General features: G+C 50.5%; 8 protein-coding genes. All 8 read left to right on the top strand.

The genetic code is table 11. The annotated features are described in order from the left end of the window. The first annotated feature begins 91 nt into the window (after positions 1 to 91). A complete protein-coding gene (gene ribF, locus MD588_RS14765) occupies positions 92 to 1,063 on the top strand; it encodes a bifunctional riboflavin kinase/FAD synthetase (protein ID WP_265698148.1) in 972 nt (323 codons plus the stop codon). Next, the gene (gene ileS / locus MD588_RS14760; RefSeq protein ID WP_265698147.1) at positions 1,060 to 3,891 is read left to right on the top strand and encodes an isoleucine--tRNA ligase; all 2,832 of its coding nucleotides are present in this window, start codon (positions 1,060 to 1,062) and stop codon (positions 3,889 to 3,891) included. The genes ribF and ileS overlap by 4 nt, the downstream gene beginning before the upstream one ends. Next, positions 3,891 to 4,421, top strand: coding sequence for a signal peptidase II (gene lspA, locus MD588_RS14755; protein ID WP_265698146.1), 531 nt, complete (start codon positions 3,891 to 3,893; stop codon positions 4,419 to 4,421). The genes ileS and lspA overlap by 1 nt, the downstream gene beginning before the upstream one ends. A gap of 103 nt (positions 4,422 to 4,524) precedes the next feature. Next, positions 4,525 to 4,959 carry an FKBP-type peptidyl-prolyl cis-trans isomerase gene (gene fkpB, locus MD588_RS14750; RefSeq protein WP_265698145.1) on the top strand — a complete coding sequence of 145 codons (435 nt, stop codon included), beginning with the start codon at positions 4,525 to 4,527 and terminating at the stop codon, positions 4,957 to 4,959. A gap of 12 nt (positions 4,960 to 4,971) precedes the next feature. Next, positions 4,972 to 5,913, top strand: coding sequence for a 4-hydroxy-3-methylbut-2-enyl diphosphate reductase (gene ispH, locus MD588_RS14745; protein ID WP_265698143.1), 942 nt, complete (start codon positions 4,972 to 4,974; stop codon positions 5,911 to 5,913). Positions 5,914 to 6,055: 142 nt separating this feature from the next. After that, positions 6,056 to 6,865: a 4-hydroxy-tetrahydrodipicolinate reductase gene (dapB, locus tag MD588_RS14740; protein WP_265698142.1), complete on the top strand. Its 810-nt coding sequence runs from the start codon at positions 6,056 to 6,058 to the stop codon at positions 6,863 to 6,865. Positions 6,866 to 7,438: 573 nt separating this feature from the next. Next, the gene (gene carA / locus MD588_RS14735) at positions 7,439 to 8,578 is read left to right on the top strand and encodes a glutamine-hydrolyzing carbamoyl-phosphate synthase small subunit (protein ID WP_265698139.1); all 1,140 of its coding nucleotides are present in this window, start codon (positions 7,439 to 7,441) and stop codon (positions 8,576 to 8,578) included. 17 nt (positions 8,579 to 8,595) lie between these two features. After that, positions 8,596 to 11,820, top strand: a complete 3,225-nt coding sequence (gene carB, locus MD588_RS14730) for a carbamoyl-phosphate synthase large subunit (protein WP_265698138.1) — start codon at positions 8,596 to 8,598, stop codon at positions 11,818 to 11,820. The last annotated feature ends 160 nt before the right edge of the window (positions 11,821 to 11,980 follow it).

The raw sequence follows: 11,980 nt of genomic DNA, 5'->3' as shown, positions 1-11,980 counted from the left end.
ATATGGCCAGAAAATGATTCAGATTGGTATGATGGGCTCAGAGTAGTATATAATCCGTCAGTTTTTCACTCTGCGATAATTTAAGCGGCGCATGGAATTAATCCGAGGCATACATAATATCAAACCAGAGCACCACGGTAGCGTGGTGACAATTGGTAACTTTGATGGTGTTCACTTAGGTCATCAGGCGGTGTTGCGTCAGGTTATGGCGAAAGCACGAGCCTTAGGCTATCCGGCAACGGTGATGAGTTTTGAGCCTCAGCCGCTGGAATTGTTTGCGGGAGATAAAGCCCCGGCTAGATTGACCTGCTTTCGAGACAAGTACTTGCAACTCAAGCAAGTGGGTGTAGACCGTTTGCTTTGCGTCAATTTTAATGCCCATTTTGCCAATATGTCGGCACGAGATTTTGTTCGTCGCTTGTTGGTTGAGCAATTGGGTGTTAAGTTTCTGGTAGTTGGCGACGATTTTCGCTTCGGCAAAGGCCGTAGCGGAGACTTTGCTATGCTGGAAGCGGCTGGAAAAGAGTTTGGTTTTACCGTTGTCAGCACCCAGAGTTTTTGTGTGTCACAGCAACGTGTCAGCAGCACCGCAATACGTCAGGCACTAGCCAGTGACGAGTTGCAGGTGGCTGAGTCTATGTTGGGCCGTCCGTATAGTATTAGCGGGCGGGTATCTCATGGGCGCAAGCTCGGCCGCACAATCGGTTTTCCAACAGCGAACGTACCCCTTAAGCGGCGTGTATCACCGGTGTCCGGTGTCTATGCTGTAGAGGTGTTCGGTGTGAATGGCCATCCCGTACCTGGGGTTGCCAATGTTGGCCGCCGGCCAACAGTTAATGGTGTACGGCGACAGCTTGAAGTACACCTGTTTGACTTTCAGTCTGATCTCTACGGACGTCAGATTGAAGTTGTGCTGCACCATAAGCTGCGCGACGAAATTAAATTTGAATCATTTGATGCGCTAAGAGCGCAAATAGAGCGTGATGCTCAAACGGCACGGGTGTGGCTGTCTGAGCGTAATAATGTCCAACTTCGCCCAAGTAACGGAATCGAGAATCAATGAGCGACTATAAAGATACCCTGAACCTGCCTGAAACAGGGTTTCCGATGCGAGGCAATCTAGCTAACCGTGAGCCTGCGATGCTTAAGCGTTGGTATGATGAAGATCTTTACGGTGAGATCCGTAAAGCCAAGAAGGGTAAAAAGTCCTTCGTATTGCACGATGGCCCTCCATATGCCAACGGTGATATTCACATTGGTCACGCACTGAACAAGATTCTTAAAGACATTATTATTAAGTCAAAGACTCTTTCTGGCTTTGATGCACCTTATATCCCAGGCTGGGACTGCCACGGTCTGCCAATTGAACTCATGGTAGAAAAGAAAGTAGGCAAACCAGGCCACAAAGTAACGGCTGCCGAGTTCCGCGAGAAGTGTCGCTCGTACGCGGCTGGCCAGGTAGAAGGCCAAAAAGAGAGCTTCATCCGCCTAGGTGTTCTGGGTCAGTGGGACAAGCCGTACCGTACAATGGATTTTGCAACAGAAGCGAACATCATTCGTTCTCTGGGTAAAATTGCCGACCAGGGGCACCTACTGAAAGGCTTCAAGCCAGTTCACTGGTGTACAGACTGTGGTTCTGCACTGGCAGAAGCAGAAGTTGAATACAAAGACAAAGTTTCACCATCTATTGATGTGAAGTTCAAAGCCGTCGACGAAGCTGCCGTGATTGCCAAGTTCGGCTGTGCTGAAGGTCACGAAGGCCAGGGTGATGTCTCGATTGTTATCTGGACAACGACACCTTGGACACTGCCTGCAAACCGCGCAGTAGCGATCCGTGACGATCTGGAATATGTACTGGTCCAAACTGAAGGTGAAAACCCTCAGCGTCTGATTGTGGCTGCAGAGTTGGCAAAAGATGTGATGGATCGTGCGGGTATCGAGCACTTCCATAACCTAGGCTTCTGTAAAGGTGCGGATCTGGAGCTAATGCGCTTCAACCACCCATTCTACAGCTTCGACGTGCCGGCAATCCTTGGCGATCACGTAACGACTGAATCTGGTACGGGGTGTGTTCATACTGCTCCAGGCCATGGTCAGGAAGACTTCGTTGTTGGTCAGAAATACGGTCTTGAAGTGGCTAACCCTGTGGGCAGCAACGGTGTTTACCTGCCTGACACAGAGCTGTTTGCCGGTCAGCACGTATTCAAAGCCAACGATGCCGTGGTTGAAACGCTGAAAGAGCATGGTGCATTACTGCATCACCATGCTTACGAGCACAGCTACCCACACTGCTGGCGTCACAAAACGCCAATCATTTTCCGTGCGACACCTCAGTGGTTCGTATCGATGGAGCAGGCGGGTCTGCGTGCCAAGGCACTAGAAGAAATCAAAAACGTACAGTGGATGCCTGAGTGGGGCCAGAGCCGTATTGAAGGTATGGTAGAAGGTCGCCCTGAGTGGTGTATCTCGCGCCAGCGTACCTGGGGCGTGCCAATTGCACTGTTCGTTCACAAAGAAACACAGGATCTTCACCCGAACTCACCAGAGCTGATTGAAAAAGTCGCGAAGCTGGTTGAAGAAAAAGGGATTCAGGCATGGTGGGATCTTGATCCTGCTGAACTAATGGGTGAAGAAGACGCAGCAAACTACGAGAAGGTACTGGATACCCTAGACGTATGGTTTGATTCCGGTGTTACTCACTTCTCTGTGGTTGATAGCCGCGAAGAGTACAACGGTAACCAAGCAGACCTATATCTGGAAGGTTCGGATCAGCACCGTGGCTGGTTCCAGTCTTCACTGATCTCATCAGTAGCGATGAAAGGCAAAGCCCCTTACAACCAAGTGCTGACTCACGGTTTCGTGGTTGATGGCCAGGGCCGCAAGATGTCCAAGTCTGTAGGTAACGTTGTTGCACCAAAAGACGTAACCAACAAGCTGGGCGCCGATATCCTGCGTCTATGGGTTGCATCGACAGACTACACCGGTGAAGTGGCGGTTTCCGATGAAATTCTGAAGCGCTCTGCTGATGCTTACCGTCGTATCCGTAACACGGCACGATTCTTCCTAGCCAACCTGAGTGGTTTCAACCCAGAAACAGATCTTGTTGCACCGGAAGAAATGGTAGCGCTTGACCGCTGGGCTGTGGGCCGTGCAATGGCTGCACAAGAAGAAATTATTCAGGCGTACGATGAGTACAACCTGCACACTGTTACTCAGCGCCTGATGCAATTCTGTTCAGTTGAGATGGGTTCATTCTATCTTGATGTGATCAAAGACCGTCAGTACACAGCAAAACGTGGCGGCCATGCGCAGCGTAGCTGTCAGACTGCTCTTTACTACATCGTCGAGGCATTGGTTCGTTGGATGGCACCAATTATGTCGTTCACTGCCGATGAGATCTGGAACGAAATGCCAGGCCAGCGTGACAAGTTCGTGTTCACTGGTGAGTGGTTCGATGGCCTGTTCGGCCTTGCTGAAGGCGAAGAGCTAAACAATGAGTTCTGGGCTGAAATCCAGCAGGTTCGTGGTGCGGTAAACAAGCTGCTTGAAGGTGCACGTAAAGACAAAGTGATTGGTGGTGCTCTGCAGGCAGAGGTGACTCTTCATGCGAACGCCACACTGGCTGCGAAGCTTAACAAGCTGGAAGACGAGCTGCGCTTTGTGATGCTGACATCGAAAGCGGAAGTTGTGGTTGCGGACAGCCTGCCAGAAGGCGCTCAGGAAACTGAGGTTGAAGGTCTGTTTGTTACTGTTAATGCATCTGAAGCAGCGAAGTGTGACCGTTGTTGGCACCATGTTGCTGATGTTGGCACTATCGAAGGTCACGAAGAAGTTTGTGGCCGTTGTGTGAGCAACATCGACGGTGCAGGTGAAGAGCGTAAGTTTGCCTAATGACCAAGTTATCGCCTAAACAAGGGCTGTCGCTGAAACAATCGGGGGTTCGCTGGCTTTGGCTGGCGGCTCTGGTGTTCATCATTGATATTGGTAGTAAACTCTTGGTGATGAACACCATGGAGTACGGTTGGCCTAACCGTATTGAGTTGTTGCCATTCTTTAATTTGCTTTATGTCCATAACTACGGTGCGGCATTTAGCTTTTTGAGTGATGCTGGTGGTTGGCAGCGCTGGTTATTTACGGCGATTGCATTGGGAGTCTGTGCCCTGTTGGTGTACTGGATGCGAAAAACGCCAGTGTCACATAAGCTGGCAAATAGTGCCTACGGGTTGATCATTGGTGGTGCACTCGGCAATTTGTTTGACCGCCTTTACCATGGTTTCGTGGTCGACTTCCTCGATTTTTATGTTGGTAACTATCATTGGCCGGCATTTAATATTGCAGATATGGCTATTTGTATCGGTGCTGGACTGATTATTTTGGAAGGCTTCATTGCTGACAAGAAGAAACAACCAGTTAACCACTAAAAACAGATTCACGTTATAACCCTGAGCGCTGTCCGTTGATACGGGCAGCGCTTTGTTGTTAAATGGGCGGGGAAAATAAAGACAATATTCAAAAGGACCTTACATGTCGGTAATTACGGAAAACAGTGAAGTACTGATGCACTTTGCCATAAAACTGGAAGATGGCTCTGTTGCTGATTCAACCCAGGCAATGGGGAAGCCGGCAAAATTCCGGATGGGCGACGGTAGCCTGACGGATAACTTTGAAAAGTGTCTATTGGGATTGAGCGAAGGGCAGAAGAGCAGTTTTGCTCTCGAGCCGGAGGATGCCTTTGGCCATGCCAACCCCGATAATATTCACCATGTTGATTTGACCAAGTTTGGTGCTGACGCACCAGCTGAAGTGGGAACTATCATTGCCTTTGCCGGCCCTGATGGCAACGATATCCCAGGAATTATTACTGAAGTTGTCGGTGACTCGGTGACTGTTGACTTCAACCACCCTCTTGCGGGACAACGCGTCACGTTTGATGTCGAAGTTGTGACCATAGAAAACTAAGAGCTGTTAGCAATGAAAATCTTACTAGCCAATCCACGCGGCTTTTGTGCCGGCGTTGACCGTGCCATCAGCATTGTTGAGCGTGCACTGGAAATGTATCAACCGCCAATTTATGTCCGTCATGAAGTGGTGCATAACCGCTTTGTCGTCGAAGGGCTGAAACAGCGTGGTGCTATTTTTGTCGAAGAGCTGCACGAAGTCCCTGATGACAATATAGTGATTTTCTCTGCTCACGGTGTCTCGCAGGCAGTGCGTAACGAAGCCAAAGAGCGACAGTTAACGGTATTTGATGCAACCTGCCCATTGGTAACCAAAGTCCATATGGAAGTCGCGCGTGCGAGCCGCCGAAATATGGAGGTAGTGTTGATTGGCCATACCGGCCACCCGGAAGTCGAAGGGACGATGGGGCAGTATGCCAGTGAAGCGGGTGGCATGTACCTGGTCGAGAAACCGGCAGATGTCGATAAGTTGGCAGTAAAAGACCCGACTAACCTGCATTACGTCAGCCAGACAACACTGTCGGTTGATGAAACAGCCGATGTGATTGCCAAGCTTCGCGAAGTGTTCCCGGAAATCCAGGGGCCGCGCAAAGATGATATTTGCTATGCCACACAGAACCGCCAGGATGCAGTGCGCGAAATGGCACAGGCTGTTGATGTGATGATTGTGGTGGGCTCGAAAAACTCATCGAACTCAAATCGCCTACGTGAGCTGGCAGAAAAGCTGGGTACACCGGGCTTTTTGACCGATTGCCCTGAGGATGTTCAGCCCGTCTGGTTTGAGGGAAAAACCAATGTTGGGGTCACGGCCGGAGCCTCCGCACCGGAAGAGCTGGTTAACCAGATCATCGAACGTATTCAACAGCTGAGCGGCGCAGAAGTGGAAGAACTGAGCGGCCGTGAAGAAAATATGTTCTTTGAAGTACCTCGTGAGCTGCAAGTAAAGAATGTTTAATACCAATCGGGATAAGAACTTCTAGCGTGACTCGAACCGAAATTGAAGCCTCAGCGTAAGCTGGGGCTTTTTTTATATCTGCCAACAGGCTACATTGAAGCAATACTCATTCAAGACGACAGAATCAGGGAGAAATAGCGCAATGGTCAGAATTGCGATTGCGGGCGCGGCAGGACGCATGGGGCGCCAGCTACTAAAAGCCACGCATCTTTCGGAGCAGGCAGCACTGGGGGCCGCGACAGAGCGAAGCGGTTCAACATTAGTCGGCGTTGATGCCGGTGAACTGGCTGGGGTAGGCGCCGTGTCAGTCACGGTAGTTGATGATCTAACGGCAGCAAAAGATGATTTTGATGTACTGATTGACTTTACCGCACCGGTTGCCACATTGGCGAATATTGAATTTTGCCAGCAGCACGGCAAAAAAATTGTTATCGGTACGACGGGGTTTAGTGACGAGGAGCGCCTGCAAATCGATAAAGCCGCGGAACACGTTCCGGTTGTGATGGCGCCGAACTATAGCGTTGGGGTTAATTTGGTATTCAAATTACTGGAGAAAGCCGCCAAGGTCATGGGGGATTATTGTGATATCGAGGTTATTGAAGCGCACCACCGTCATAAGGTCGATGCACCGTCCGGTACCGCAATCGGGATGGGCGAGGCGATTGCCGGGGCGATGGGCAACAAGCTTAGTGACGTTGCTGTTTATGCCCGAGAGGGGATCACCGGCGAGCGTAGCCGTGATGAAATAGGTTTTGCGACCATCCGTGCCGGTGATATTGTTGGCGAGCATACCGCGATGTTTGCCGATATCGGCGAGCGGGTGGAGATAACCCATAAGGCAACGGATCGCATGACGTTTGCTAATGGTGCGGTGCGCGCTGCTGCTTGGTTGAATGACAAGGAGCCGGGGTTTTACACCATGCAGGATGTCCTCGGTCTTGATGAGCTATAACAGCCAGTAGGCGGTGATATCCGTTTACTCTTACCTAGAAAGCCCCGTCTGGCATTATTCCGGCGGGGCTTTTTCTTTATGCGTAGTGGTGCGCTGAGTGCATAAAACCTGATTCTTGAGCTTTGGTCCTGTGAATATTTGCTTTATCTGCGTAGCTCGCTTTTTGAGCAGTGATGCACTATGGTTTGGCTTTTGTTTTGGCTTGTTGGTGGCTTTTGCTTTGCGTGCCCTTTGAAATCTAATGTTAAGTTGTCATTATTTCCTTTTTTTGAGTGATATTTTTGTTTCTGTCTTTCTGGGTGTTTGGGCAAACGATAAAATGAGATTGGCTATCACTTGGTTACTCTAAAAAGCGAAGAAAGCTTGTTGTTTTTGCATCTTTGCTCTGCAAGTGGTGTAAGATTGATAAAAGTTAAATTTATTTTGGTTGGTTTCTTGACAGAATTCGCAGCGATCTCTAGACTGCGCGGAATTTGTCAAAAATCAGCTTGACTCGATGTTTGACTTTGTATGGAATGGGTAGTTGCAAGTTTATCTGTTTTAATTGCATTTTTATTATTTTTGGAGGTTGTCTTGAGCAAATCTGCGCTGTTAGTCCTTGAAGATGGGACAGTGTTCCACGGCGTGTCCATTGGGGCAGATGGTTCGGCCGTTGGTGAAGTTGTTTTTAACACCTCGATGACGGGGTATCAGGAAATTCTCACTGACCCCTCTTATTCTCAACAGATTGTTACTCTTACCTATCCCCATATTGGCAACACCGGAACCAATTCCGAAGACGAAGAATCCTCCTCAATCCACGCGCAAGGCCTGGTAATTCGTGATCTTCCCCTGCTAGCTTCAAACTTCCGTAACGAACTCTCCCTCTCTGACTACCTTAAATCGCAAAACATTGTCGGTATTGCCGACATAGATACGCGTAAGCTAACGCGCATATTGCGAGAAAAGGGGGCACAGAATGGTTGCATCATGGCGGGCGACAACCTTGATGAAGCATTGGCGTTGGCAAAGGCGAAACAATTTCCTGGCCTGAAAGGCATGGATTTGGCGAAAGAAGTGACAACGGCTGAAACCTACCAGTGGAAGCAAGGTTCATGGACGCTGGAAAATGGCTTGCCTGAAGCGAAAGATGATAGCGAGCTGCCATACCATGTCGTGGCTTATGACTTCGGTGCCAAGCGTAACATCCTGCGTATGCTGGTTGACCGCGGCTGCCGCCTGACGGTTGTTCCGGCCCAGACGTCAGCGGAAGAGGTACTGGCACTGAATCCGGATGGTGTTTTCCTGTCGAATGGCCCTGGCGACCCGGAGCCATGTACTTACGCCATCGAAGCAACCAAAACATTCCTGGACAAAGGACTGCCAATCTTTGGTATCTGTCTGGGTCACCAGATTCTGGCGCTGGCAAGCGGTGCCCAAACCGTAAAAATGAAGTTTGGTCACCATGGTGCGAATCACCCGGTGAAAGATATTGACCGCGATGTCGTGATGATCACCAGTCAGAACCACGGTTTTGCCGCTGATGAAGCCACACTGCCTGACAATCTGCGAGCAACGCACAAATCCCTGTTTGATGGCTCACTTCAAGGTATCCATCGTACCGACAAGCCTGCATTCAGTTTCCAGGGACACCCAGAAGCGAGCCCTGGTCCACATGATGCAGCATCACTATTTGATCACTTTATCGAATTAATTAAGAAGCACAGCGCCTAAGCCGGGAGTAGTAAGAAATGCCAAAACGTACTGACATTAAAAGTGTTCTGATTCTAGGTGCTGGCCCGATTGTTATCGGTCAGGCGTGTGAGTTTGACTATTCGGGAGCGCAGGCATGTAAAGCGCTGCGCGAAGAGGGTTACCGAGTTATTCTGGTTAACTCGAATCCGGCCACCATCATGACTGACCCTGACATGGCCGATGCGACTTACATCGAGCCAATTCACTGGGAAGTTGTACGTAAGATTATTGAAAAAGAACGCCCGGATGCAGTATTGCCAACCATGGGCGGCCAGACCGCACTGAACTGTGCCTTGGATCTTGAAAAGCACGGTGTGCTGGAAGAGTTCGGTGTGGAAATGATTGGTGCAACGGCAGATGCGATTGATAAAGCAGAAGATCGTTCCCGCTTCGATGCGGCCATGAAGTCTATCGGCCTGGAGTGTCCGCGTGCCGATACGGCGAAGACCATGGAAGAAGCCTACAAGGTTCTCGATATGGTCGGTTTCCCTTGTATCATCCGTCCTTCGTTTACGATGGGCGGAACCGGTGGCGGTATCGCGTATAACAAGGAAGAATTTGAAGAGATCTGTTCACGTGGCCTGGACTTGTCGCCGACTAATGAGCTACTTATCGATGAGTCGCTAATCGGTTGGAAAGAGTACGAGATGGAAGTGGTTCGCGACAAGAACGACAACTGCATTATCGTATGTTCAATTGAAAACTTCGATGCCATGGGGATCCACACCGGTGACTCCATCACCGTAGCTCCGGCCCAGACGCTAACGGACAAAGAATATCAGCTAATGCGTAATGCATCGCTTGCGGTACTGCGTGAAATTGGTGTTGAAACCGGTGGTTCAAACGTTCAGTTCGGTATCAACCCGAAAGATGGCCGAATGGTTATTATCGAGATGAACCCGCGTGTATCGCGTTCATCGGCACTCGCCTCGAAAGCGACGGGCTTCCCGATTGCGAAAATTGCCGCGAAACTGGCTATCGGCTTTACTCTTGACGAGCTGATGAACGATATCACAGGCGGTGCAACACCCGCATCGTTCGAACCAACGATCGACTACGTCGTTACCAAAATCCCTCGCTTCAACTTCGAGAAATTTGCCGGTGCCAACGACCGCCTGACCACCCAGATGAAGTCGGTCGGCGAAGTGATGGCGATTGGCCGTAACCAGCAGGAATCACTGCAAAAAGCACTTCGCGGGCTTGAAGTCGGTGCAACGGGCTTTGATGAGATGGTTGACCTAGATGCGCCGGATGCCCTGACGCAAATCCGCCACGAGCTGAAAGATGCGGGTGCCGAGCGTATTTGGTACATCGCCGATGCATTCCGTGCCGGTCTATCAGTCGACGGCGTCTTTAACCTAACCAACATCGACCGCTGGTTCCTGGTACAAATCGAAGATCTGGTGAAGCTTGAAGCACAGGTAAAAGAAGGCGGCTTCGCCGGTTTGAATGCCAATGTTCTGCGCCAGCTGAAGCGTAAGGGCTTTGCTGATGCACGCCTGGCGAAACTGCTTGGTGTAGCAGAAAGCGAAATCCGCAAGCTGCGTGACCAGTACGATATTCACCCTGTGTACAAGCGTGTTGATACCTGTGCGGCAGAATTCTCGTCGGATACGGCCTACATGTACTCGTCCTATGATGAAGAGTGTGAAGCGAACCCGACAGATAATAACAAAATCATGGTACTTGGCGGTGGTCCAAACCGTATCGGCCAAGGAATCGAGTTTGACTACTGTTGTGTGCACGCTTCTTTGGCACTGCGTGAAGACGGTTATGAGACCATTATGGTTAACTGTAACCCAGAGACCGTATCGACCGACTACGATACCTCTGACCGTTTGTATTTCGAGCCGGTAACCCTGGAAGATGTACTGGCGATTGCCCGTGTCGAGAAACCAAAGGGCGTGATTGTCCAGTACGGTGGTCAGACGCCGTTGAAACTGGCTCGTGCGCTTGAAGCCGCAGGCGTGCCAATTATCGGCACCAGTCCAGATGCGATTGACCGTGCCGAAGACCGCGAGCGTTTCCAGGCGGCCGTTGAGCGTCTAGGCCTTAAACAACCTGAAAACGCTACTGTGACAACGATGGAGCAGGCGGTAGAAAAGTCGAAAGAGATTGGCTTCCCATTGGTGGTTCGCCCATCATATGTACTGGGTGGCCGCGCGATGGAAATCGTCTATGACGAGTCTGACTTGCGTCGTTACTTCAATGAAGCGGTTAGCGTTTCTAATGAATCGCCGGTACTGCTTGACCGCTTCCTCGATGATGCAACAGAAGTAGATGTTGATGCTATCTGTGACGGCGAGCGCGTGGTTATCGGTGGCATCATGGAGCACATCGAGCAGGCGGGTGTTCACTCGGGTGACTCGGCATGTTCATTGCCGGCTTATACCCTGAGCCAGGAGATTCAGGACGTCATGCGTCAGCAGGTTGAGAAGCTAGCATTCGAGCTGGGGGTCCGTGGCCTGATGAATACCCAGTTTGCGGTGAAGGACAACGAAGTTTACCTGATTGAGGTGAACCCTCGTGCCGCGCGTACAGTGCCGTTCGTCTCGAAGGCAACCGGTGCGCCGCTGGCGAAAATTGCTGCTCGAGTCATGGCGGGCCAGTCTTTAGAGTCTCAAGGCTTTACCAAAGAGATCATCCCTCCATATTACTCTGTCAAAGAAGTGGTATTGCCATTTAACAAGTTCCCGGGTGTCGACCCGCTATTGGGCCCTGAAATGCGCTCAACTGGTGAGGTTATGGGGGTCGGTGATACCTTCGCCGAGGCTTTTGCCAAAGCTGAGCTGGGCTGTGGCAAAGAGAAACTGGCGAAAGGTCGTGCACTGCTTTCCGTTCGCGGCAATGACAAGCAGCGTGTCGTTGACCTGGCTTCCAAGCTGGTGAAGCAGGGATATGAGCTGGATGCGACCCATGGTACAGCAGTGGTGTTGGGCGAGGCGGGGATTAACCCTCGCTTGGTGAACAAGGTACACGAAGGTCGTCCTCATATTCTTGACCGCATCAAGAACAATGAGTACTCCTACATCGTGAATACCGCCGAAGGTCGTCAGGCGATTGAAGACTCGAAAGTACTTCGCCGTGGTGCCTTGGCTGAGAAAGTCAACTACACCACGACGTTGAATGCGGCCTTTGCAACTTGCATGGCCTGGAGTGCAGATGACCGTAACAAGGTGACATCTGTTCAAGAGCTGCATGCGCGTCTTAATAATGCCTAACCGTTCGTAACTGATGGAATTAAACAGCCCGCTTTGTGCGGGCTGTTTTGTTTTGGCTGGTATAACGCCGGCATTAATACTTTGTGTCAAATTCGGCGCTTTTATCGCTTGAACTGAGAACGCAATTGCGTACAATTGGCGGCGTCGCATAAGCGGCAAA

This window comes from Photobacterium obscurum, assembly GCF_026191635.1.
Taxonomy (GTDB): Bacteria; Pseudomonadota; Gammaproteobacteria; order Enterobacterales; family Vibrionaceae; genus Photobacterium; species Photobacterium obscurum.
Note: the sequence above shows the minus strand (reverse complement) of the source record. Positions and strands in the feature narration are given on the sequence as shown.

Excerpts from the sequence above, each read along its gene's own strand:
- ileS (WP_265698147.1), top strand. The coding sequence starts at position 1,060 with ATGAGCGACTATAAAGATACCCTGAACCTGCCTGAAACAGGGTTTCCG.
- fkpB (WP_265698145.1), top strand. The coding sequence starts at position 4,525 with ATGTCGGTAATTACGGAAAACAGTGAAGTACTGATGCACTTTGCCATA.
- lspA (WP_265698146.1), top strand. The coding sequence starts at position 3,891 with ATGACCAAGTTATCGCCTAAACAAGGGCTGTCGCTGAAACAATCGGGG.
- carB (WP_265698138.1), top strand. The coding sequence starts at position 8,596 with ATGCCAAAACGTACTGACATTAAAAGTGTTCTGATTCTAGGTGCTGGC.
- ispH (WP_265698143.1), top strand. The coding sequence starts at position 4,972 with ATGAAAATCTTACTAGCCAATCCACGCGGCTTTTGTGCCGGCGTTGAC.
- dapB (WP_265698142.1), top strand. The coding sequence starts at position 6,056 with ATGGTCAGAATTGCGATTGCGGGCGCGGCAGGACGCATGGGGCGCCAG.
- ribF (WP_265698148.1), top strand. The coding sequence starts at position 92 with ATGGAATTAATCCGAGGCATACATAATATCAAACCAGAGCACCACGGT.